Source organism: Plantibacter lichenum (genome assembly GCF_050587525.1).
In the GTDB taxonomy this organism is placed as follows: domain Bacteria; phylum Actinomycetota; class Actinomycetes; order Actinomycetales; family Microbacteriaceae; genus Plantibacter.
The window spans coordinates 406813-429907 of record NZ_JBOBFT010000001.1 but is presented as its reverse complement, the minus strand read 5'-3'; the positions used below and the strand labels follow the sequence as shown (position 1 = coordinate 429907).

The following is a 23095-nucleotide window of genomic DNA, read 5'->3' as shown; positions in this document are numbered from 1 at the left end:
GCCCATCAGCTCGGCGCCCGCGCGCTCGGCGCCCGCGCGCTCGGCGCCCACAGGCTCCGGCCCTCGGCGGCCGAGCCGAGTGGCCTCTTCGTCGTCACTCTGCGGCGAAGCCGTCGACCGCGTGCTGCACGGCGTCGACGAGCTCGGGGCTGCCGAGGATCCGGAAGTGTCCGGACACGGGGAGGAGCACGTTCGTCGCTCCGTGGAGGACGCTGCCGTCCGGCACATGAGGATCGAATTCGCCGTAGATGGAGACGATGTCGCCGTTCACGCCGTTCTCACTGCTGAGGGCGACGATCGTCTCGTCCTGCGGGTCGAACTCGCGCAGGCTGCGGTCGAGCAGCACATAGCGTGCGAGACGCGAGCCGGAGAACGGCGAGCACACGGCCACGACGCCTCGGATGCCTGAGTGCCCCCGGCCCGTGACGAGGAGGTCCTTGCCGATGAGTCCGCCCTTGCTGTGGGCGACGACGATGCTGCCGGCCGGGTTCGCGGACAGGCGGGCGAGGGCGCGAGCGAGCCTCGCGGAGGTGTCGCGGATGGGACGACGGTTGTAGCCGAGGCCTCGAGCGACCTTGATGCGGTAGCCGTCCGCGTTGAGTCGGTCTGCGACGGGTTTCAGGAACATCCACGTCTCGTACACGCCGGGGATGAGGATGATCGACGGCTTGTCGCGATCGCCGCGAGCGTAGGCTTTCGGCGTCTCCCGCGTGAACAGGGCACGAGCGTGCCAGACGGCCGCGTACGCGTAGTCGGCGATGACGACCCACGCGATCGTGAGCGGCGACGGACGGGTGCCGACGGGCGGTTCCTCCGTCGTGGTGACGTCATCGGCCTCGATCAACGGCTGCTCGTCCATGCATCCCCCTCCACCTCGTCCATTGTGCACCTCGCCGGGTCGTTCGCGGCCGTGAGCGGACTAGGAACGGTCTGCCTCGTCGATCGCCGGGCCGGCCCCGTCACAGCCGGCCGGACACGTGCCGCACGATGTACCCGGCGACATCCGACGCGGCGGTGATCATCGTCTCGTGCCCGCGACCCTGCACCTCCACGTAGCGCGAGTGCGGGATGATCGTCGCCACCCGTTTCGTCCAGCCCTCCGGGCAGACGCGGTCGTTCGCGCCGCGGATGACGAGCACGTTCGCGCGGATGCGGGGGAGCACCCGTTCGATGTGATGGTCGAGCATCGTGCGCAGCTTCTTCAGATACCAGCGCGGTCCCGTCTTCACGTAGTAGACCGCGCCGACGAACCAGACCTTCGGTTTCGCGTGCATGAGGTCCTGAATCATCCGCCACGCCTGCATGTGGAGTGACCGTTCATCGGCGTTCACGGTCGGCGCGATGAGGACGGCGCAGTCGAACAGGTCCGGGTGGCGGGCGAGCGCCTCCGCGACGATCTGCGTGCCCATCGAGTGCCCGATGAGGATGGGGCGGGCGATGCGCTCATGCTGGACGAGTCTCGCGAGGAGATCGCCGGATGCAGGCATGTCGAGTGCTTCGGCCGGTTCGGGGGCGTCCCCGAAGCCGGGGAGGTCGAGGGCGTAGACGCGGCCGTGCTTGTCGAGTTCGTCGGCGAGCTCCGACCAGTAGCGATGGCCCATCCCGATGCCGTGGACGAGCACGAAGCCGGGCCCGGTGTGCAGGCCGCTCTCCGTGATGATGGTCACCCGCTGCTGGTCGTGGTATTCACGGGTCGCGGAAGCTGCCATGGGGGCCAGTGTATCGGCGGCTGTGGACGTGCCGCTGGGCGGCCTGGGGACGCAGGACGGCGCCGCTCCCCGAGTTCTCCCGGTCAGCCGCTGGTCATGCGGAGTAGGGTGAGTTGACATGATGGCTCAGCGGTTGCGACCATGAGTCCCGAATCGACGACTCCAGACGTGCAGAGGTGCCCAGAATGACCGATCCCAACTCCGGCCAGCAGAACCCCGGCCAACCCGACGAGACCTACGGCCAGCAGCCGCCGGCAGCGCCCTCGGCTCCGTACGAGGCGCCGGTTCCGCCCGCGCCCCAGTACGGTGAGCAGGCGCCCCAGGCTCCGCAGTACGGCGAGCAGCCCGCGCAGGCTCCGCAGCAGGACCAGTACGGCCAGCCCGCAGCTCCGTACGGCCAGCAGCCCGCAGACCCCTACGGTCAGCCCGCCGCACCGTACGGTCAGCCCGCCGCCTACGGACAGCCCGCAGCCCCGTACGGCCAGCAGCCCTACGGCTACGCGCAGCCCGCGACGCAGAAGACGAACCTGATGGCGATCCTGTCGATCATCGCTCCGTTCGTCGGTTTCTCGCTCGTCGGCCTCGTGCTCGGCATCATCGGCCTCAACCAGATCAAGAAGACGGGTGAGCAGGGCCGCGGCCTCGCCCTCGCCGGCACGATCGTGAGCGGTGTGTTCGTGCTGCTCAGCATCATCGCCGTGATCTTCTGGATCATCTTCGTCGCGTCGCTCGCGAGCAGCGGCTCGTACTACAGCGACTTCTGAGTTCCAGGGCCGTTCACGCGGCCGTGACGGGAGGGCATCGGCTTCGGCCGGTGCCCTTCTGTGTTGTGCCTGAGCCTTGCCGCTTGAGCCTTGCCGCCTGCCGCTGTCCGCCTGCCCCTGCCTGCCCGTCCACCCTCGGGTGTTCACAACTCAGGAGCGACGCGGCGTGTCGGCCCTCGCCCACGGCGAGTCGGGCGTGACACGCCGGGGCCGTCCTGAGTTGTGAACACACCAGGGGCGGGGGGGTGCGCGGCGATGCTGCGCTACGACGCGGGAGGGCCGGGCGGATCAGGAGGCCGCGGAGCCCGCAGCCGCGTCGACGTCGTCGGAGGCATCGGCCGATGCGACGGAACCCGCGGCGGGATCGACGTCGATGCCGAAGAGTGCGGAGAGCGCGGAGGTGTACGCGATCTGATCGCCGTTGCGGGCGAGTTCGCGTGCGCGCACGGTCGGCTCGTGGAGGAGGACGCCCGCGAGGTGGCGGAGGGCCTGAGCGGTCGTGCCGTCGTCCCCGCGAGCTGCGGCGCGGCTGATCTCGGCGTCGACGATCGCGTGCACGTGGCTCCGGAGCGCGACGACCGCCGGCTCCAGGCTGCGCTCTTCGGCGACGGCCGCGAACTTCCGGGCGGCGTTGCTCACGATGGAGCGTGCGACCTCCGTGGCCTGGAGCTCTTCGAGCGGTGCGTGGATGCGGATGGTCTCGAGATCGAGGAGTTCGATGCCTGCGACGCTCGCGACGTCCGGATCGACGTTACGGGGGAGGCCGAGGTCGATGACGAGCTGCGATGACGTGTGGTCCACGGGGCACTCGACCGCGGGGTGCGGCACCGCCGCGAGACGTTCCTCCGCGGAGAGCGGGGCCGCCTCGGCAGCCGTCGCCGCAGCATCGATTGCCCGTGATGCGGCGATCGCTGCACCGTGCGCGGCGAACTGGTCGCGGCCTGCCTGGAGGATCGCGGCATCGACGACGTGGTGGTCGGCCGTGGTGCACGTGACGATGAGGTCGGCGCGCGCCGTCTCGCCTGCGAACTCCGCGGCATCGACCCACGACAGGTCGTGCGAGCGGGCGAAGCGCTCTGCGCGGCCCGACGGTGAGAAGACGCGGACGTCGGTCACGCCGCGGTCGCGGAGGGCTGCCAGGCTCGCGCCCGCGTAGGCGCCGGTGCCGACGAGGAGGACGCGCTGTTCGGCCCAGTCGTTCACGCGACTCTCGGCGAGATCGAGTGCGAGGCGGACGATGGAGCGGCCCGCCCGGCCGAGGGGCGTACGGTTCTTGACGCCGCGGGAGGTTTGGGATGCGCGCTGGAAGAGCCGTTCGAGCTCCGAGCTCGTCGTGCCGTTCGCGCGGGCCGCTTCGAGTGAGCGGCGCACCTGACCGGCGATCTCGCCCTCGCCGACGACGACGGATTCGAGCCCGGCGGAGACGGAGAAGAGGTGCTCTGCCGCATCGGTTCCGATGGAGAGGCCGAAGACGTCGCGGAGTTCAGCCGACGGGATGCCGGTGGTCTCGCTGATCGCATCGGCTGCCGCTTCGAAGGCGACGGATGCTGCTGCCGTGACGGGGTCGTCGAGGTCGATGTACGCCTCGAAGCGGTTGCAGGTCGCGACGACGACTGCGCCGGAGATGCACTCGTGGTGCTCGATCAGGCGCGCGGCAACGCCCTCCGCGCCGACAGAGAGTCGTTCGAGGAGGTCGAAACTGGCGTTCTTATGGCTCGCCGTCACACACATGAGCACCTGTCGAGTCTACCCGCCGACAACTGTCGGAATGCCCTCCGCCCATTCCTCGCCCGCCCCTGCCCGAATCACTTCCACAATTCAGGAACTTCCGCACAATTCAGGAGGTTTCGGCGCGACTCGCCGCCGGTTCATCCTGAATTGTGAAAATCGTCCTGAATTGTGCACACCCCGGTGGGGCGAGGAGGGGCGGGTGCAGAGGGGTAGGGCGCAGTGGCCCGATGCGACGGGGCGGGGAAGCAGACCGAAGGCTGCCGGTTTCCTGTGCGCTCGCTGCACAGATGAGCAGCCGCCGAATTTGTTGTGGGTCCGCTGATAATATCGATCGTTCGTCGACCTCGACGATCCCGATGCTCGTCATCGGCAGCGGAAACCGGTGGAGGTGGTGCAGCGTGCTCGAGACCAGCGTCTCCGACCCGCAGCCGTCGAAGGCTCCCCGAACTCCGGAATCACCGCAGCAACCGCAACCGCAACCGCAGCAACCGCAACCGCAACCGCAGCCACCGCAACCGCAGTCGAAGCGGCAGTCGCAGCAGCTGCCATCGCAGCGCACGAGCACTCGGGGCAACAACCTCGACGACGTCCGCCGCAACAACCTCTCCGCGGTGCTCCGACTCGTGCACACGCGTGGTTCCATCAGCCGTGCGCAGCTGACCGCGGAGACCGGACTCAACCGGTCGACGATCGGCGCCCTGGTGGGCGAACTCGTCGCGCTGGAACTGGTCGATGAGGCGGAGCCGGACACCGCCGGGCACGTCGGCCGTCCCAGCCTCGTGATCGTCCCGGGTCGCAAGGTCGTGTCGCTCGCCGTGAACCCGGAGCTCGACGCGGTGACGATCGGCCTCGTCGCTCTCGGTGGCCAGGTCATCAAGCGCATCCGCTTCGAGACCCTCCGCGTGCCGTCGGCGGAGGAGGTCGTGAACATCGTGTCGGCCGTCGTCGCCGGCATGCGCGACGAACTCGACGCCTCCTATCGGACGGTCGGCGTCGGCCTCGCCGTGCCCGGTCTCGTGCGGGCATCGGACGGCCTCGTCCAACTCGCCCCGCACCTCGACTGGCGCGATGAACCGCTCGCCGAGATGCTGCAGCAGGCGCTCGGGATGCCCGTGTTCGCGGCGAACGACGCGGCCGCCGGAGCTCTGGCGGAGCACATCTTCGGTGCGGGCGCCGGGATCCGGAACCTCGTCTACCTGAACGGCGGTGCGAGCGGCATCGGCGGGGGAGTCGTCAGCAACGGCACCCTGCTGACCGGGGAGAACGGGTATGCGGGGGAGCTCGGGCACACGCTCGTCAACACGAACGGTGCGCGCTGTCATTGCGGCTCCTCCGGGTGTTTGGAGACCGAGGTGCGGCGCGGCCCGCTGCTCGACGCCGTCGGCCTGACCGATGCCCGCGCCGAGGAGCTCGACGCCGTCCTCCTCGAGCGGTTCGCCGATCCGGAGCACCTCGACCCGGCGCTGCGGGAGCTCGTGGAGGCACAGGCCGATTTCCTCGCGATCACGATCCGGAACGCCGTCAACGTCTTCAACCCGTCGCTCATCGTGCTCGGCGGTTTCCTCGGGTCGGTGTCGGCGGTCGTGTCGGATCGACTGGAGCAGGCGGTGAGCCGATCGGTCATGTTCGGTTCGCGGGAGCCCGTGCGCATCGCGCGTTCGTCGCTCGGCGCGGACCTGCTCGTCGTGGGCGCCGCAGAGCTCGCGTTCGCCCCCGTGCTGCGGGATCCCGCTGGATCGATGGTGCCCGTCGCCTGAGCGCCCGGCTCTTCGGTGAGCTGCCCTGCTCCTGTCGCCGCCTGCCTCTCGGCCAGTGTCCTGGGCGGTCTCGGGGCGATTCGGGCGACAGCGCGGAATCGCGATACGCGCACCTATTCCCGACGGCAACCACCTCCAGGCGCACCAGGGATGCGTTTTCCCAGATAAAGCCGAAGATCCGACTGAAGTGACCTAGGTCAGGTTGCACAGGATCCGGAGAGTACTCCCGTGCCGGTATTTCTTTTCGGTCAACAAACCCGGTCGCGCCACCGACTTTGCCGAGATGTCCCTGATTCCCCTGATTTTGCGGGCACATCGATCGGATTAGCCAGAGCCAGCGCAGCAGGGGGCATCGCGATTGATATCGATTCGTCCTTTTCGCTTGACTTGCAACAAACCGGCACCATACGATCGGCGGCAGTTGTCTGGTCAGCGTCGACCGATGCACGCCTCGCGTGCGTCCGAGGGTCCGATCAGGCGGAGCAATCACATCCGCGTGTCGCAGACGCGCTCGGTATCGAGGAGTGGAACCACGTTGAACCAAGCTCTCCAACCCCAACGAACGCTGAGGAAGCGCATCGTCGCCTCCTTCGCCGCCGTTGCCATGATCGCCACGGGCGTTCTGGCTTCGGCGGGACCAGCGTTCGCCAGCCCTGGCCAAGCGCCAGCCCAAGCGCAAGCCGCACCTGTGGTGCAAGCTGCGCCCGAACCGGACTTCAAAGTCCTCGTGTTCTCCAAGACCGCAGGCTTCAGGCACGGCGCGATCCCCGCGGGCATCGCAGCCGTCGAGAAGCTCGGCCTCGAGAACGACTTCTCCGTCGACACGACAGAGGACGGCTCCTCGTTCACCGAGGAGAACCTCGCCCAATACGACGTCGTCGTCTGGATGTCCACCACAGGTGACGTGCTCAATGAGGAGCAGCAGGCCGCCTTCGAGAAGTACATCGAGAACGGCGGCGGCTACGCAGGCGTCCACGCTGCATCCGACACCGAATACGACTGGCCCTGGTACGGCGAGCTCGTCGGCGCCTACTTCAGCGGACACCCGCAGGAGCAGAACGCCACGATCAAGGTCGAGGATCACGCCCACCCCGCCTCCGAGTTCCTGAACGACACGTGGGACCGGTACGACGAGTGGTACAACTTCAAGACCAACCCGCGGAACGACGTCCACGTGCTCATGTCCCTCGACGAGAAGTCGTACACGGGCGGCACCATGGGCATCGACCACCCCACCTCGTGGTGCCAGAACTACGACGGCGGACGCTCCTGGTACACCGGCGGTGGGCACACCGACGCCTCGTACACGGACCCGACGTTCCTGAAGCACCTCCTCGGCGGCATCACGACCGCGGCCGGCGCCGAGAACGCCGATTGCAACGCCACCCAGAGCGACAGCTACGAACTCGTCCCGCTCGACACCAACACGGGCAACCCGATGGCGATGGACATCGCGCCGGACTCGACGGTCTTCTACGCCGAGCGCAACGGTCGCGTCCAGCGCATCGACCCCGCGTCGCAGGAGACCACAACGGCCCTCTCGCTGAACGTGACGCAGGCGAACGAGGACGGCCTCCTCGGCATCGTGCTCGATCCGGACTTCGCCACGAACAACTGGGTCTACACCTACTGGGCTCCGGCGAACGTCGGCTCGGACGGACCGCACAACCGCATCTCGCGCTTCACCTACAACCCGGGAACGAAGACCTTCGACCCGTCGAGTGAGAAGGACCTCCTGAAGGTCACCACGCAGCGCAACACCTGCTGCCACGCGGGCGGCGACATGCTGTTCGACAACGACGGCAACCTCGTGCTCGCCCTCGGCGACAACACGAACCCGTTCGAGTCCGACGGCTACGCACCCATCGACGAGCGGGCCGGACGTCAGGACTACGACGCCCAGCGCAGCTCCGCGAACACCAACGACCTCCGCGGCAAGGTCCTCAAGATCAAGCCCACCGCCGACGGCTCGTACACGATCCCGGAGGGCAACCTGTTCCCGGCGAACGACCAGAGCGGCAAGACCCGTCCGGAGATCTTCGCGATGGGCTTCCGCAACCCGTTCCGCATCGGCCTCGACCCGTACACGAACAACCTGCTCGTCGCGGACTACGGCCCGGACGCCGGCCAGGCGAAAGCCGAGCGCGGCCCCGGCGGCACGGTGGAGTGGAACATCCTGAAGAAGCCGGGCAACTACGGCTGGCCGTACTGCGTTGGCATCAAGTGCTACAAGGACTACAACTTCAGCACGCAGCAGTCCGGTGCGGCATTCGACCCGGCCTCCCTGCAAAACACGAGCCCCAACAACACGGGACTCACGAACCTCCCGCCCGTCATCGTCCCAGAATGGTGGACCGAGAACGGCACCGAGGCCATCTACAAGGAGATCGGCAACAGCGGCGCGCCCATGGGCGGTCCGGTGTACCAGTACGACAAGGACAACCCGTCCGAGACGAAGTGGCCGGCCTACTGGGACGGCAAGGCGATCTTCGCCGAGTGGAACACGGGACGCATGTTCTCGTTCCAACTCAACGAGGACACCGATGACAACACCCCGCGCCACTCGAAGATCCAGGACATCAACCGCATCCTCCCGGACATCTTCGACCCGGCGAAGGGCTTCTCGAAGTCCATGGACTTCGAGTTCGGTCCGGACGGTGCGCTGTACGTCATCGACTGGGGCTCCGACTTCGGCGGCAACACCGCCGACTCCGGCGTCTACCGCGTCGACTACGTGCAGGCCAACCCCTCGCCCATCGCGCGGGCATCGGCCGATGTGACGAACGGCCCCGGCCCGAGTCTCGACGTGCAGTTCTCCTCGGAGGGCACCCGTCACCCCATCGCCAAGCCGTTCACGATCGAGTGGGACTTCGGCGACGGATCGGCGACCACCACGACGCCCAACCCGGCGCACACCTACGCCACGAACGGCGACTACACGGCACGGCTGACCGTGACCGACGAGGACGGCAAGACGGCGATCGCGAACGTGCGCATCGTCGTCGGCAACGCCACCCCGACGGTCACGATCGACTTCCCCGAGAACGGTGGCTTCTTCACCTGGGGTGACGACGTCGCCTACAAGGTCACCGTGAACGACCCGGACGCGTCCGGGCCGATCGACTGCGAAAACGTCAAGCTCATCCCGGCGCTCGGACACGACTCCCACAACCACGACTTCGGTGAGATCCACGGGTGCGAGGGCTCCTTCCCGACCGCGCGTGACGCCGGACACGGCCTCGAAGCGAACCTCTTCTGGGTCGTCAACGCCAACTACACCGACGACGGTGGAGCCGTCGGCGTGCCGCAGACCGGCTACGCGACGACCGTCCTCAACTCCACGCACATGGAGGCCGAGTACTTCGACCAGACCGGTCGAGTCGGCGGCACGGGCGGACCCGACGACGGTGTGAAGATCGAGAACACGAGCGACGTCGCCGGCGGTGGCAAGAACATCGGCAACATCGAGACGAACGACTGGTGGTCCTACTCGCCCGTCAACCTGAAGGGGATGGACAGCGTCACGATGCGGCTCGCGAAGGGCTTCGCCGGACCCGGCAACATCGCTGTCAGGTGGAACGACCCGGCGACGGGCCAGCTCCTCGGCAACCTGCCCTTCACACCGACGCTCAAGAACGGTTCGCCTGACTGGCAGACGTACTCCGACTTCACCGTCGAGTTCGACAAGCCGCTCCCCGCTGAGACGGGCACGGTCTACTTCGTGCTCACCTCCGGCGGCGTCAACGTCAACTACATGAACTGGAACGGCACCGGAGTCGACTCCAACTCGCCGCCCGTCGTGAAACTGACGGCGACCCCGAAGACCGGAACCGCCCCACTCGTCGTGGACGCCACGGTCGATGCGACGGACCCGGAAGGCGAAGCGCTCAGCTACAAGTGGGACACGGGACTCGGCGGCGGATTCGTCGACGGGACCTCCACCCAGCAGGTGACCTACACCCAGCCGGGCAGCTACGAGCTGCGCGTCAGGGTCGCGGACGCCCAAGGGGCCTACACGGAGCAGCGCCAGACCATCACGGTCACGATCCCCGGCGACTCGATGTGCCTGAACGGCCGTTCCGACGGCTTCGACGGCACCGTGCTCGACACGGGTCGCTGGAACCGCATCGTGCGCCCGTCGCAGGACGCACGCGTCCAGGGCGGCAGCCTCGTGATCCCGGCGTCGAAGACCGACATCTACGGTGGTGGACCCGGCACCGTGCCGAACATCACCCTGCAGGACCTGCCGAACGGCGCTTGGCAGGCCACCACCAAGGTGACCTTCGAAGCCCGCACGCAGTACCAGCAGGCCGGTCTCGTCGTGTACGGCGATGACGACAACTACGCGAAGTTCGTCCTCCAGGGTCGGGGAACCGGTTCGGACGCCGCACAACGCATCTTCCAGTTCATCCGCGAAGAAGGCGGCACACCGAACGAGGTCGCGGCGTCGAACACCGCCAACCTCGGCGCGGCGTTCCCGGACACCTTCTTCGTCCGCATGACGAGCGACGGAACCAACCTCAACGCCTCGTACTCGGCTGACGGCAGCACCTACATGTCGATGCCGGAGACGAAGCAGCTCGCCGGCATCACCAACCCGAAGATCGGTCTCCTGGCATTCGCCAACGACGGATCCCCGGCACCGGTGATCGACGCGAAGTTCGACTGGTTCCAGATCACGCCGGACGACACGGCCGTGGCCGACTCTCCCAACGACGAATTCACCGGGACGGCGCTCAACGCCTGCCGTTGGTCCGTCGTCAACGAGCAGCCAGCCGGCTACCGCGTCTCCGACGGCGCCCTGCGCATCGACACGACCCCGAGCGACATCTACGGTGGCGACACCGGAGTGCCGAACTTCATCGTGCAGGCGCAGCCCGAGGGTGACGAGTGGGTCATCGAGACGAAGCTCGACGCTTCCGAGTTCGACCGCCAGTACCAGCAGGGCGGGCTCATCCTCTACGGAGACGACGACAACTACGTGAAGCTCGACCTCGTCGCCACCAACCAGGCAGGATCGCCGATCGCACGCAACCTCGAACTCCGCAACGAGATCGGTGGAACCGTGCAGAACCCGCAACCCAACGCCCCGGCCCCGGCCGACGGCAAGGTGTGGCTGCGCCTCGCGAAGTCGGGGAACACCTACACGGGCTGGTACTCGGCCGACGGCACCGTCTGGACCCAGATCACTGAAACAGTGACCAACGCGGGTCTCGGCGGAGCACGGGTGGGCCTGTACGCACTCGGCAACTCCGCGCAGGGCCAGGTCTCCAACACCGCCGCGTTCGACTACTTCCACGTGGTCGGCGCGGAGGAACCGGAGACGCCGATCTCGGTGGGTGCGACCGTCGCACCCGTCACCCCGAACGGCACCGGCTCCTGGTACACCCAGAACGTCACCGTCGCGGTGACGTACGAGGGTGGCGGCACGAGCACCGTGTACCGCGAGTTCAACCTCGACGGCGCAGGGTGGCTCGAGTACACGAGCCCCGTCATCGTCACGACCGACGGCGAGCACACGGTCCAGTACCGTGCATCCGCTCCCGGCCAGACGACGGACACGGACTCGGTGTCGTTCAAGATCGACAAGACGGTGCCGCTGGCGAACGCCGCGCTCGCCGTGAACGGAGCGGAGCGCACGGTGACCGTCACCGCGAGCGATGCGACGAGCACGGTCGCCGGCATCGAATACCGCATCGGCGATGGCGAATGGCTGGCCTACACGGCAGCGATCACCGTCGACGGCACGGCGCAGACGGTGTCCTACCGGGCCACCGACGGCGCCGGCAACGTGAGCGCCGTCGGAGCCCTCGAGGTCCCGGCAGCTCCCGTCGACCCAGAGGAACCGACGCTCACGGTGTCGGTCGCCCTCGACCCCGCGCTGCCCAACGGCCTCGGCGGCTGGTACACGAAAGCGGTCGCCGTGACCGCGACCGGTGCCACCACCGACGAGGACGGCGTCGTGACGGTCGAGGTCTCGACCGACGGCACCACCTGGGCGCCGCTCGGAACGTCCACGGTCATCTCGACCGAGGGCGAGTCGACGGTGCGGGTCCGAGCGATCGACGACGACGGGCACGTCTCGCCCGTCGCCGAACGGACGCTCAGGATCGACACGGTCGTCCCCACCGCGACCGGATCCGCAACCGACCGGACGGTCTCGATCACCGGTGAGGACGCCTCGAGCGGCCTCGACCGCATCGAGTACCGGCTGAGCGGCGACGCACCGGACGTCTGGCGCACCTACGCCGACGTCTTCACCGTCGGAGGAACCGCAGCGGAGACCGTCAGCTACCGCGCGGTCGACGTCGCCGGCAACATCGGCGCCACCGGAACCGTCGCGATCACCGCGACGGAGCAGCCGGAACCCGTGCCCACGATCGTGGTCAACGCCACGAACGTGGTCCAGGGCGGGCTCATCCAGGTGAGCGGCACCGGGTTCGAAGCGGGCAAGACGCTCAGCGTCTGGCTCTACTCCGACCCGACGCAGCTCGCGACCGTGACCGTCGGCGAGCAGGGCGGGTTCCAGACCGCCGTGCAGGTCCCGATCGGCTTCACCCCGGGTGAACACCATGTGGTGGTGCGCGACGGTGACGTCGTGCTCGCCGAGAGCCAGGCCATCACGATCACCGCAGCCGCGGTGGATCCCGGTCCTGGTACGGGGAACGGGGGCTCCGGTTCCGGTTCCGGATCGGGCTCGGGCTCCGGTTCCGGCGGATCGGGCTCCGGTTCGCTCTCCGTGACGGGAGCGAACGGGGTCGACACCCTCGTGCCGCTCGCGATCATCCTGCTGTTCGGCGGGCTCGGAGGTCTCCTCCTCGTCCGTCGTCGTCGGGAGGACGGAGTCGACGCGGCCGGTTCCGTCGAGTAGGCCTCGGGCCTCGGGCCACCGGGCCGCTGGGCCGCTGGGTCACCTCCCGGTGGCCCGGTGGCCGGCTCCCGGTCCCTGAGCCTGTCGAAGGGCGGGCGTTCACAACTCAGGACGCCTCCGGCGAGTCGCTCACGACACGCCGCCTGAGCGGCACGACACGCCGCACCTCTCCTGAGTTGTGAACAGTCGGCAGCATCGGATCCACGGTTCCACCAGCTCGACCCAGCTCCATCAGAACCTATTCCACCTGAATCTCCGGTGTTCCGGGGTCGGCGACGGCCCCGGAGCACCCCTTCGGAAAGGCGCATCATGTCCGGCACCTCCGCATCCCTCGCCGTCTCATCGGCGCTCCTTCCATCCATTCGCGTCCCGGCGCGCGCCGTCCGGATACTCCTCGCGATGCTCTTCGGCCTCGTCGTCGTCTTCGGCGGGGTGTTCGGGGCCGCCGGCGCGGCATCGGCCCACGGCGGTCCGTTCCAACTCGACGTCGCTCCGGACGGTGCCGGCGGCGTCGTCGTGAGTGCCGCGTACATCGCTGATCACCACGCCGTGACCGAGATCATCGATCCGGTCGCGACGGCCGTCTCGCCCGACGGCACCACCGTCGGTCCCGTTCCGCTCATCTCCTCGGCGGAGGGCGAGGGACTGTGGGTCTCCGCCGAACCCTTCCTGCCGGAGGGCCAGTGGGCGGTCACCGTCGCCACGACCCTTCCGAGCTCCGCAACCGTCACCGTGGACATGACCGTCACGGCACTCGCCGCGCCGATCGAGCCGGGGGAGACGATCGCTTCCACCGCCGATGCCGCCGCCGCGTCCGGCTCCGCGCTCACGATGTGGTTGTGGATCGCCGCGATCGCCGTCGCCCTGTCGGTGCTCGCCGCCGTCGTCGTCCGCGCCCTCCGTCGCGTCCCGGCCACCCCCGCCTCCTGACCCGTTTTCACAATTCCGGAACTCTTGGGCCGGAAAGCGCTTGGTGTGTCCGGATAGCGGTTGCCACGTCACTCCTGTCACAGGACTTCCGGAATTGTGAAAGGGGGAGGGAGGAAGCAGGGGAGGGGAGTGCTCAGCGGGGTCTGGAAGGATGGAGGGGTGACCCTCCCCACCGAACACCCGCTCCAGTCCGGCCTGACCGCCGACACCCGCCTCATCACCGCCTACCGCGGCACGCGCCCCGATGTGACCCCCGTCTGGTTCATGCGCCAGGCAGGCCGTTCGCTCCCCGAGTACCGTGAGCTGCGCATCGGCACCGCGATGCTCGACGCCTGCCTCGACCCGGCCATGGCGAGCGAGATCACCCTGCAGCCGGTCCGCCGTCACGGCGTTGACGCCGCCATCTTCTTCAGCGACATCGTCGTCCCCCTCAAGCAGGTCGGCGTCGAGGTCGAGATCGTCCCCGGCCGCGGCCCCGTCATGGGAACCGCCGTCCGCACAGCCGCCGAGGTCGACGCGCTCACCGCCCTCGACCCCGCAGCCCTCGACGACGGTCTCGCATCCATCCGTGAAGGCGTCGCCCTCACGGTCGCAGGCCTCCGCGAGATCGGTGACGGCCGCACACCGCTCATCGGGTTCGCCGGGGCGCCGTTCACCCTCGCCGCGTACCTCGTCGAGGGCGGTCCGTCCAAGGACCACCTCGCCGCTCGCACGCTCATGCACTCCGACCCGGCGTCCTGGGCGAAGCTCATGGAGTGGACCGCCGATGTGACGGGCCGATTCCTTCGAGCACAGGTCCTCGCGGGGGCTTCCGCGGCTCAGCTGTTCGACTCGTGGGCCGGTGCGCTCTCGCTCGAGGACTACGAGCGCTACGTCGCTCCCGCCTCCGCTCGTGCCCTCGCGCACGTCGCCGATCTGCCGGTCCCGAAGGTCCACTTCGGTGTCGGAACGGGCGAGCTCCTCGGTGCGATGCACGGCATCGGCGCCGACGTGGTCGGCATCGACTATCGGCTCGGCCTCGATGAGGGCATCCGCCGTCTCGGTGGGAACGTTCCGGTGCAGGGCAACGTCGATCCCGCCCTCCTCGCCGCACCGTGGCCGATCCTCGAAGCGCACGTCCTCGACGTCCTCGAACGCGGCAAGGCGGCCCCGTCACACGTGCTGAACCTCGGTCACGGCGTCCCCCCGGAGACGGATCCGACAGTGCTCACACGCATCGTCGAACTCGTCCACGAGTGGGACTGGCGCTGACGATGGCTCCCGCGAAGCGTCTCGTCGTCATCGGCGGCGGCATCGGCGGGCTCGTCGCCGCCTTCGATTGCGCATCCGTCGGCATCGATGTCACCGTGGTGGAGGCCCGTCCCCGCCTCGGAGGCGCCGTCTCGAGCGCCGAGATCGCCGGCCTGAAGGTCGACGTCGGCGCCGAGAGCTTCGCGACCCGCGGCGGTTCCGTCGCGGAACTCATCGAACAATTGGGGCTCAGCGATCGGGTGGTCCGCCCGAACCCGTCCGGCGCGTGGCTGCACTCGGCCCGTCCAGGCGAGACGCCGCGCACCCTGCCGCTCCCGAAGGCCGGCATCCTCGGCATCCCGAGCAACCCGCTCGCCGATGACGTGCGCCGCATCATCGGCTGGGGCGGAGCCGTCCGCGCGTACATGGACCGTGTCCGTCCGGTTCTGACGATCGGCACGGAACGCAATCTGGGTGCACTCGTCCGCAAACGGATGGGCGATGCGGTGCACGACCTGCTCGTCGCGCCCGTCACCTCCGGCGTGTATTCGGCGATGCCGGACGACCTCGACGTCGAACGCGCAGCCCCCGGCCTGAACGCGGCGATGACGAGAACGGGCGCGTTGTCGCTCGCGGTCGCCGATCTGCGTGAGAACGTTCCCGCTGGTGCGGCCGTCGGCGGCCTCCGCGGCGGGATGACGGTCCTCGTCGACGCGCTCGCCGAAGCGCTCACCGAGAAGGGCGCGACGCTCGTCACGGGCGTCGCGGTCACCGGGATCTCGCGCACGCCATTCGACATCGACGCGGACGGCGAAGGCGTGGGTGAAGGCGATGTCGGTCTGCCGTCGATGGCTGAGCGCGCTGCATCGCGTGTCGCAGGGACTCCGTCAGCTCCGTCGGCGCCGTCAGCACCGTCGGCCGCTTCGTCCGCTTCGTCTGCTTCGTCTGCCGGGAACGGCCCGGCCTGGTACGTCGCGCTCACCGACGGTCGCATCCTCGAGGCGGATCTCGTGATCGTCGCGACGCCGGAACCGCTCGCCCGCAATCTGCTCGCCGACGCGGATCCGTCCCTCGCCCTCCTCGCGGCGGACGATGAGCACGGCGCCGGATCGCAGTCGGCGGCTGTTCGCCAGGTTGCCGCTTCGGGAGCCGATGACGTCGCGCTCGGCGCCGCGGACCTCGCGGCCATCGCTCCAGCCCCGGAACCCGCGCCCGTCGAACTCGTCACCATCGTCATCGACGAGCCCGCGCTCGACAGTGCTCCCCGCGGTTCCGGGCTGCTCGTGGTCCCCGGGTCGCAGCTGCACGCGAAAGCGCTCACGCATGCGACGGCCAAGTGGTCGTGGCTCGCCGAGCAGGCCGGCCCGCATCGGCACGTCGTCCGGGTGTCGTTCGGCCGTCAGGGCGAGGCCAACGCGACGGGTGCGCTCGGCGATGAGGAACTCCTCACGATCGCGCTCGCGGATGCCTCCGCGATGCTCGGGCTCGAGCTCCGTCGTGAGAGCGTCCAGGGCTTCGATCGTGTGTCGTGGACCGGGACCCAGCCGGCGGCCGCTCGTGGTCAGAAGGAACGTGCTGAGGCCGTCCGCGCCCTCGTCGACGAGGTCCCGGACCTCGCCGTGACGGGTGGGTGGCTGTCCGGGACGGGGCTCGCATCGGTCGTGCCCGATGCGCACGTCGCGGCGAAGCGCATCCGTCACGCCGCCCTGACCCTCTGACTCGACCGGCCCCGCGTGCCTGGGCTGCCGAGGTGAGGCTTCCGGTTGTTCCAGATCGTTCTGAACGACCGGAAGCCTCACCTCGGCGGAAAGAGGGGAGGGAACGTGCATCATATGCCGTGCGCGACATGCATTTCTGTCAACCCCGGACACAGAAGGTGGCGCGAAACGCATCGCGGACTACGCTGGAACAGTTGCAACGTTCCGATGCATCATGAACGGATGGAGGCTCCATGAAGGGCAAGATCCTTTTCGTCGTCGGCGGACTCACGGGCTATGTGCTCGGGACGAGGGCCGGGCGTGAGCGGTACGAGCAGATCAAGAAGCAGTGGCTGAAGGTGTGGAACGCGAAGCCCGTCCAGGCTCAGGTGAGCAAGGTCGAAGACTTCGCGAAGGCCCGCGTCAGCGAGATCCCGGCAGCGCTCTGGACCGGCGTCAAGGGTGTCGCGAACATCGTCGCGCAGCCCTCCGGCACCCCCGGTCAGAAGCTGGATCGCGCCATCGACAAGGCCGAGAGCACGGTCGAGGACGTCCAGGACGCCATCGACGACGCGGTCGCCGAGAAGTCGAAGCCGGCCGCTTCCACGAAGTCGTCTTCGTCCTCCGCTGCAGCGAAGAAGCCTGCTGCGCGGAAGCCGAGCGCGGCTGCCAAGCCGAAGAACGAACAGTAGGCGGAGCATCCTCGTGAGAGATCGCAGACCAACGGACAAGAACGACGAGTCGCTTCTGACGCTCGTCGGTCAGCTGCCGGGCATCCTGAGCAACCTCGTCAAGGCGGAGATCGCCAACGCGAAGACGCAGCTCGCCCACAAGGGCAAATACGCGGGCATCGGTGCGGCGTTCGTCGCCGGCGCCGCCGTGTTCCTGTTCTTCGCGGTCGGCGTCCTCGTCGCCGTCGCCATCCTGGCTCTTGCGCTCGTGCTGCCCGCGTGGCTCGCGGCGCTCATCGTCTTCGTCCTGTTCGTCGTGATCGCGGGCATCCTGGTCCTCATCGGTCTTCGGTTCTTCAAGAAGATCAACGAAGATCCGAGCCCGATCGACAACGTGAAGGAAGACATCAAAGCGGTGAAGGGGGTTGGCGAGTATGACCGCTGATTCGAACGGCGTCCCGACGCCTGAAGAGGCTCGTGCCGAGCTCGTTGCGACGCTCAACGCCATCGAGGACAAGCTCAACGTGCCCAAGCAGGTGCGTCGCGCCACCGACAAGGTGACCGCGAAGGTGCAGACCGTCAAGGAGGAGCAGCCGGCCGTGTTCATCGCCGGTGTCGCGGGTGCTGCGGCGCTCGTCGGCCTCGCCGTATGGGGCATCGTCCGTTCCTTCACGCGCTAGTCCCGCGCCTCGCGCACCCCGCGCAGCCCGCCCGCCGGCACCGCCCGCGCGGCCTCGTACCATCCCCACAGGCGTTTCAGAATTCAGGATCATTTCCAGAATTCAGGACGCCTGTGCGGCGTTTCGGGTGGCATCGTCCTGAATTGTGCCGATGTTCCTGAATTGTGGAAATACGAGGGACGCAGGAGCATCATGGGCGGATGACGATGACGCTCGAGGAGTTCCTCAGCGGCGAGCCCCAGGGTGCCGTCGCGATGTTCCGCGGGTTCCGTGACCTGGTCCTGGCCGCTGGCGAATCCGAGGAACGCGTGCATCCGACCGAGGTCGCATGGGCGCGCAGACGCGTGTTCGCGGCGGCGTTCCTGAAGTCCGGTCGACTGGAGATCGCGATCGACCTCCTGCGGGAGGCCTCGCATCCGCTCCTCCTGCAGGCGTTCCCCACGACGAAGAAGGTCGTCACGCATCGGTTGACGATCAGTGATCCGGATCAGTTGGACGACTCGATCGCAGCTCTCCTCGACGAGGCATGGGCGACGGTCGGCCCCGGTACGCGCTGAGCGCCCTTCGACAGGCTCAGGGACCGGGCGGGGTTCAGGGACCGGGCGCAGGGGCCGCGTCAGCCCGCGGGACGGAGCATCGGCACGTGCAGGATGTCGTCCTCAACGTAGGTGGGGCCGCACGGCTCGAAGCCGAATCCCGCGTACCAACCGGACAGGCGCTCCTGCGCCTCGATGCGGATCGGACGGTCACGGTTCGCATCGACCGCCCGCTGCATGAGGGACCCGCCGATGCCGCGGCCACGCGCGGAAGGCGCCGTCGCGACACGACCGATGACGATGACATCGGGATCGGTGAGCACGCGGAGGGTCGCGACGACCTCGCCGGCCTCGTCCGCCCACGCGAGCAGGGTCTCGTCCTCGATGTCACGACCGTCGAGGTCGGAGAACAGGGCGGTCTGCTCGATGACGAAGGTGTCGACGCGCAGTCGCAGGATCCGGTAGAGCGTGATCGGGTCGATGTCCCGTGCCGGCGCCTCGTGGTAGCTGATCGTGTCGGAACCGGTGCTCATCCTCCGACTGTAGCGCCGCGCGGACCCCTCGGATCCCGTTCCTGGGAGGTCAACCCCGCTCCGCGCTTTTGCTCTCTTGCCAGGAGTGGGAGAGGATAGAAGGTATGACTCACCCGGCCTCTGCCGAGGCATCGCACCATTCGTCCGAACCCGACAACTCGACTGGCCCGTCAGGTTTCACCCTGTGGGCTGTTCTGCGCCGCGACCCGGTTGCAGCAGCGAGCCCGGGGGTGTCGCCGCCGGACGAGCTGACGACGGAGCTCGAGGCCTCGATCGCCTCCATCACCGCGCAGGGCGTGACCCTCCGCGGCCTCTACGACGTGTCCGGCATGCGCGCCGACGCCGACCTCATGATCTGGATCCACGGCGACACCGCCGAAGGCCTCCAGGCCGCCCTCCGCGAACTGCGCCGCACGACCGCCCTGCGCGGCCTGCTGCCCACGTGGAACGCGATGGCCGTGCACCGCGACGCCGAGTTCAACCGCCAGCACGTGCCCGGTTTCCTCCGCGGCATCGAGCCGAAGGGCTGGCTCTGCCTGTACCCCTTCGTGCGCAGCTACGAGTGGTACCTGCTCCCCGAGGCGGAGCGTCGTGCGATGCTCGCCGACCACGGTCGGAAGGGCGCGGCGTTCACGGGCGTCCTCGCCAACACGGTCGCGTCGTTCGCGCTCGGCGACTACGAGTGGATGCTTCCGCTCGAAGCCGACGACGTCGTGGACCTCGTCGACCTCATGCGCGAACTCCGCAACACGGAGGCGCGCCGTCACGTCCGTGAGGAGGTCCCGTTCTTCACGGGCCGCCGCATCACAGCAGCAGAAGCGATCGAGGTGGTCCGCTGATGGCGGCGATGAATTTGGGTTCGACCGGCATCGACGGCGCGACGAGCGCTGATCGCGTCCCGAGCGCCGACCGCGTCGTCCGTGGCGCGACCGATGCCGCAGCGTCCGGCGCCGCGCACGTCACCGAGCCCGTCGCGTACGACGCCATCCTGCTCGCAGGCTTCGGCGGACCGGAGGGTCAGGACGATGTCATCCCCTTCCTCCGCAACGTCACGCGTGGCCGAGGCATCCCCGAGGAACGCCTCGAAGAGGTCGCTCACCACTACCGCCACTTCGGCGGCGTGAGCCCCATCAATGACCAGAACCGTGCCCTCAAGGCCGCACTGGAACTCGAGCTCGCCTCGCGCGGCATCGACCTGCCCGTCCTCTGGGGCAACCGCAACTGGGACCCGTACCTCCGCGATGCCCTGCGCGAGGCGGACGAGGCCGGATACACGAAGCTCATCGCGATCGCCACGAGCGCGTACTCCTCCTATTCGAGCTGCCGTCAGTACCGCGAGGACTTCGCGATCGCGCTCGACGAGACGGGCCTCGCGGGCAAGATCCAGATCGACAAGGTGCGTCAGTTCTTCGACCACCCCGGATTCGTGACGCCGTTCATCGACGGTGTCCGCGACGCCATCGCCACCTACCTCCGCGAGCAGCCCGAGCTCGACGCGGCCACCGAGATCGAGGTGCTGTTCGCGACGCACTCGATCCCGACGGGCGATGCCGCCAAGTCGGGTCCCGACTTCCGCGGATTCGGCGATCACGGCGCGTACGAGGCTCAGCACCTCGCCGTCGCAGAGGTCGTCATGGAGGCGGCCGTCCGCGACCTCGGGCTCGGCAGCGATGTCACGGTCCCGTGGCAGCTCGTCTACCAGTCCCGTTCCGGCCCGCCCAGCATGCCGTGGCTCGAACCGGACATCAACGATGCGATCGCCGAGCTCCCCGCGAAGGGCCGCAAGGCCATCGTGATCGTCCCGCTCGGATTCGTGAGCGACCACATGGAAGTCATGTGGGACCTCGACAACGAAGCGATCGAGACGGCTGGCGAGCACGGTCTGTCCGCGGTCCGCGTGCCGACGCCGGGAACGGCCGCCGCGTACGTGAAGGGCCTCGTCGACCTCGTCCTCGAGCGTCGTGACGGCGTGCCCGTCGAGGACCGCCCCGCCATGACCGACCTCGGCCCCTGGTACGACGTGTGTCGACCGGGTTGCTGCGAGAACGCGAGGCTCGGGTTCAAACCCGCGCTGGCCGGGTTGGCACCGTGACCCTTCGCATCGGAACCCGCGGCAGCACCCTCGCGCTCGCACAGACCGGTCACGTGGCCGACGCCCTGTCGGCCGCGACGGGTGAGGGCGTCGAGCTCATCACCATCACGACGCACGGCGACACGAGCCGTGAATCGTTGTCGACGATCGGCGGCACCGGCGTGTTCGTCAACGCCCTTCGCGACGCCCTCCTCGATGACGTGTGCGACCTCGTCGTCCACTCCCTGAAGGACCTCCCCACCGCTCCGCTCGAAGGCTTCACGATCGCCGCGGTCCCGCCGCGCGAGGACCCGCGCGACGCCCTGTGCGCTTCGGACGGCCGCGGCATCGACGAGCTGCCGATCGGCGCCCGCGTCGGCACCGGATCCCCGCGACGCATCGCCCAGTTGCGTGCCGCCCGACCGGATCTCGACGTCGTGGACCTGCGCGGCAACATCGATTCGCGTCTCCGTCGGGTGGAGGAGGGCGAGCTCGACGCGATCGTCCTCGCCGCGGCCGGCCTCACCCGCATCGACCGCCTCGACGCGGTCACCGGCCTGTTCGACATCGACTCGTGGCCCACCGCCCCCGGCCAGGGCGCGCTCGCGATCGAGTGCCTCGACCGTGAGGACTCGTCGGTCGTCGGAGCAGTCTCAACGCTCGAACACGCTCCGAGCCGCTGGCAGATCTCGGCCGAGCGGGCCGTCCTTCGCCGCCTCGAAGCCGGATGCGCGGCTCCCGTCGGTGCAGCGGCATGGCTCGACGGCGACGTCCTCGTCCTGCAGAGCGCCGTCTACTCGCTCGACGGCACCACCTCCATCCGCAAGGAGAGCCGAGCGGAGGGCTTCGACGGCGACGGACACGGCCGCGAACTCCTGCACGCCGCCGACGCCCTCGGCGTCGCCCTCGCGGACGAACTCCTCGAAGCCGGAGCAGCAGAACTCGCACCACTGGGAGGCGCGAAGTGAACGACTGGACGACGCCCATCAACATCCCCACCGCGGCCAAGCCGCTCGGCGGGTGGCGCGTCCTCGTGCCGCGCGGCGGCCCCTGGGGCGACAGCGTCGCCGGAACCGTTCGTGGCAAGGGCGGCTCGCCCGTCGTCGCGCCCATGATCAACTTCGCGAACACCGACGACCCCGAATCGCTCACGGCCGCTCTCACAGCACTCGAAGCGGGCGAGTTCGACTGGCTCACCGTCACGAGCGCCACGACGGTCGACGTCCTCTCCTCGCAGCGCATCCGCATCCCCGAGAACACGAAGGTCGCAGCCGTCGGCGAGACGACCGCGGCGGCGCTCATCGCCGTCGGCTACCAGGTCGACCTCGTCCCTGCGAAGGACAACTCGGCCAAGGGCATGGTCCAGGAGCTCACCGCGCTCGAGCCGGAGCCGCGCCGCTTCCTCACGCTCCGTTCCGCGATCGCCAAGCCCCTCCTCACGCAGGGCCTCATCACCGCCGGCCACGACGTGCAGTCCGTCGTCGCGTACCGGACCGTCGGCGTCGCCGTCACGGACAAGATCGTCGCGGATGTCGCGAGCGGCAAGGTCCGCGCCATCCTCGTCACCTCGGGCAGCGTCGCGGAGCAGGTCCGCACCCAGTTCCCCGAGATCCCCGACGACACCGTCATCGCCGCGATCGGTCCCCGGACCGCACGTGACGCGCGCGGATACGGCCTCCGGGTCGATGTCGTCGCCGAGCAGCAGACGGTGGACTCGCTCATCGATGCGATCGTGCGCGTCGCCCAGGAGCGCGCGTAGCGTTTCGCACCCTTCGGCCCCTGAGCTTGTCGATGGGTGTGGTTCGGTGATGGTCGGACTTCGGTTCCCCGGTCCCTGAGCTTGTCGAAGGGTGTGTTCGGCGATGGCACTTCGACAGGCTCAGTGACCGGTGGTCGGGTTCGGTGACCGGTGGTC

17 protein-coding genes and 1 pseudogene are annotated in these 23095 nt (G+C 68.5%); 14 read left to right on the top strand and 4 right to left on the bottom strand.

What is annotated here, in order from left to right; translation table 11 throughout:
* Positions 1-94: 94 nt before the first annotated feature.
* Together ACQ3HB_RS01875 and ACQ3HB_RS01870 are read right to left on the bottom strand one after the other, a co-directional pair.
* On the bottom strand, positions 95-859 hold the full coding sequence (locus ACQ3HB_RS01875; protein WP_430917208.1) for a lipase family protein: 765 nt from the start codon (positions 857-859) through the stop codon (positions 95-97).
* Positions 860-959: 100 nt separating this feature from the next.
* A complete protein-coding gene (locus tag ACQ3HB_RS01870; protein ID WP_430917207.1) occupies positions 960-1709 on the bottom strand; it encodes an alpha/beta fold hydrolase in 750 nt (249 codons plus the stop codon).
* A 185-nt stretch (positions 1710-1894) separates the two neighbouring features.
* Between ACQ3HB_RS01870 and ACQ3HB_RS01865 the strand changes: the two genes are divergently transcribed.
* Positions 1895-2473 (top strand): DUF4190 domain-containing protein, encoded by a 579-nt coding sequence (locus ACQ3HB_RS01865; protein ID WP_430917205.1) that lies wholly within the window; start codon positions 1895-1897, stop codon positions 2471-2473.
* Between the two features lie 288 nt (positions 2474-2761).
* Here ACQ3HB_RS01865 and ACQ3HB_RS01860 read toward each other — a convergent pair whose 3' ends face one another.
* Positions 2762-4210 carry a glutamyl-tRNA reductase gene (locus ACQ3HB_RS01860; RefSeq protein WP_430917203.1) on the bottom strand — a complete coding sequence of 483 codons (1449 nt, stop codon included), beginning with the start codon at positions 4208-4210 and terminating at the stop codon, positions 2762-2764.
* 392 nt (positions 4211-4602) lie between these two features.
* Between ACQ3HB_RS01860 and ACQ3HB_RS01855 the strand changes: the two genes are divergently transcribed.
* The 9 genes and pseudogenes from ACQ3HB_RS01855 to ACQ3HB_RS01815 all read left to right on the top strand — a co-directional run bounded on the left by ACQ3HB_RS01855 (position 4603) and on the right by ACQ3HB_RS01815 (position 18597).
* A complete protein-coding gene (locus ACQ3HB_RS01855) occupies positions 4603-5961 on the top strand; it encodes an ROK family protein (RefSeq protein WP_430917201.1) in 1359 nt (452 codons plus the stop codon).
* A gap of 535 nt (positions 5962-6496) precedes the next feature.
* A complete protein-coding gene (locus ACQ3HB_RS01850; RefSeq protein ID WP_430917199.1) occupies positions 6497-12832 on the top strand; it encodes a ThuA domain-containing protein in 6336 nt (2111 codons plus the stop codon).
* Between the two features lie 309 nt (positions 12833-13141).
* Positions 13142-13762: a hypothetical protein gene (locus ACQ3HB_RS01845; RefSeq protein WP_430917197.1), complete on the top strand. Its 621-nt coding sequence runs from the start codon at positions 13142-13144 to the stop codon at positions 13760-13762.
* A gap of 159 nt (positions 13763-13921) precedes the next feature.
* A complete protein-coding gene (gene hemE, locus ACQ3HB_RS01840) occupies positions 13922-15013 on the top strand; it encodes a uroporphyrinogen decarboxylase (RefSeq protein WP_430917195.1) in 1092 nt (363 codons plus the stop codon).
* A pseudogene (locus tag ACQ3HB_RS01835) lies at positions 14995-16710 on the top strand (protoporphyrinogen/coproporphyrinogen oxidase); the annotation flags it as partial. The gene hemE and the pseudogene ACQ3HB_RS01835, both read left to right, overlap by 19 nt.
* 233 nt (positions 16711-16943) lie before the next feature.
* Positions 16944-17381: a hypothetical protein gene (locus ACQ3HB_RS01830; protein WP_430917193.1), complete on the top strand. Its 438-nt coding sequence runs from the start codon at positions 16944-16946 to the stop codon at positions 17379-17381.
* A gap of 13 nt (positions 17382-17394) precedes the next feature.
* The gene (locus ACQ3HB_RS01825; RefSeq protein ID WP_430917191.1) at positions 17395-17805 is read left to right on the top strand and encodes a phage holin family protein; all 411 of its coding nucleotides are present in this window, start codon (positions 17395-17397) and stop codon (positions 17803-17805) included.
* Positions 17795-18040 carry a DUF3618 domain-containing protein gene (locus ACQ3HB_RS01820; RefSeq protein WP_430917189.1) on the top strand — a complete coding sequence of 82 codons (246 nt, stop codon included), beginning with the start codon at positions 17795-17797 and terminating at the stop codon, positions 18038-18040. The genes ACQ3HB_RS01825 and ACQ3HB_RS01820 overlap by 11 nt, the downstream gene beginning before the upstream one ends.
* 200 nt (positions 18041-18240) lie before the next feature.
* On the top strand, positions 18241-18597 hold the full coding sequence (locus tag ACQ3HB_RS01815; protein ID WP_430917187.1) for a DUF5655 domain-containing protein: 357 nt from the start codon (positions 18241-18243) through the stop codon (positions 18595-18597).
* A 59-nt stretch (positions 18598-18656) separates the two neighbouring features.
* Here the strand turns inward: ACQ3HB_RS01815 and ACQ3HB_RS01810 are convergent, their stop codons facing one another.
* Positions 18657-19109, bottom strand: coding sequence for a GNAT family N-acetyltransferase (locus tag ACQ3HB_RS01810; protein ID WP_430917186.1), 453 nt, complete (start codon positions 19107-19109; stop codon positions 18657-18659).
* Between the two features lie 104 nt (positions 19110-19213).
* Between ACQ3HB_RS01810 and hemQ the strand changes: the two genes are divergently transcribed.
* Genes hemQ through ACQ3HB_RS01790 form a run of 4 tightly spaced genes read left to right on the top strand, consistent with a single transcriptional unit; the run spans position 19214 to position 22939 of the window.
* Positions 19214-19948, top strand: a complete 735-nt coding sequence (gene hemQ, locus ACQ3HB_RS01805; RefSeq protein WP_430917184.1) for a hydrogen peroxide-dependent heme synthase — start codon at positions 19214-19216, stop codon at positions 19946-19948.
* Positions 19948-21201, top strand: coding sequence for a ferrochelatase (locus ACQ3HB_RS01800; RefSeq protein WP_430917183.1), 1254 nt, complete (start codon positions 19948-19950; stop codon positions 21199-21201). The genes hemQ and ACQ3HB_RS01800 overlap by 1 nt, the downstream gene beginning before the upstream one ends.
* Positions 21198-22148 (top strand): hydroxymethylbilane synthase, encoded by a 951-nt coding sequence (gene hemC, locus ACQ3HB_RS01795; protein ID WP_430917181.1) that lies wholly within the window; start codon positions 21198-21200, stop codon positions 22146-22148. Before ACQ3HB_RS01800 ends, hemC begins: the two co-directional genes overlap by 4 nt.
* Entirely contained in the window at positions 22145-22939 is a 795-nt protein-coding gene (locus ACQ3HB_RS01790; protein WP_430917179.1) for a uroporphyrinogen-III synthase, read from the top strand. The genes hemC and ACQ3HB_RS01790 overlap by 4 nt, the downstream gene beginning before the upstream one ends.
* The last annotated feature ends 156 nt before the right edge of the window (positions 22940-23095 follow it).

Coding starts and splice junctions, on each gene's coding strand:
- ACQ3HB_RS01865 (WP_430917205.1), top strand. CDS start 1,895: ATGACCGATCCCAACTCCGGCCAGCAGAACCCCGGCCAACCCGACGAG.
- ACQ3HB_RS01845 (WP_430917197.1), top strand. CDS start 13,142: ATGTCCGGCACCTCCGCATCCCTCGCCGTCTCATCGGCGCTCCTTCCA.
- hemQ (WP_430917184.1), top strand. CDS start 19,214: ATGACTCACCCGGCCTCTGCCGAGGCATCGCACCATTCGTCCGAACCC.
- ACQ3HB_RS01800 (WP_430917183.1), top strand. CDS start 19,948: ATGGCGGCGATGAATTTGGGTTCGACCGGCATCGACGGCGCGACGAGC.
- ACQ3HB_RS01830 (WP_430917193.1), top strand. CDS start 16,944: ATGAAGGGCAAGATCCTTTTCGTCGTCGGCGGACTCACGGGCTATGTG.
- ACQ3HB_RS01870 (WP_430917207.1), bottom strand. CDS start 1,709: ATGGCAGCTTCCGCGACCCGTGAATACCACGACCAGCAGCGGGTGACC.
- ACQ3HB_RS01875 (WP_430917208.1), bottom strand. CDS start 859: ATGGACGAGCAGCCGTTGATCGAGGCCGATGACGTCACCACGACGGAG.
- ACQ3HB_RS01820 (WP_430917189.1), top strand. CDS start 17,795: ATGACCGCTGATTCGAACGGCGTCCCGACGCCTGAAGAGGCTCGTGCC.
- ACQ3HB_RS01815 (WP_430917187.1), top strand. CDS start 18,241: ATGACGATGACGCTCGAGGAGTTCCTCAGCGGCGAGCCCCAGGGTGCC.
- ACQ3HB_RS01810 (WP_430917186.1), bottom strand. CDS start 19,109: ATGAGCACCGGTTCCGACACGATCAGCTACCACGAGGCGCCGGCACGG.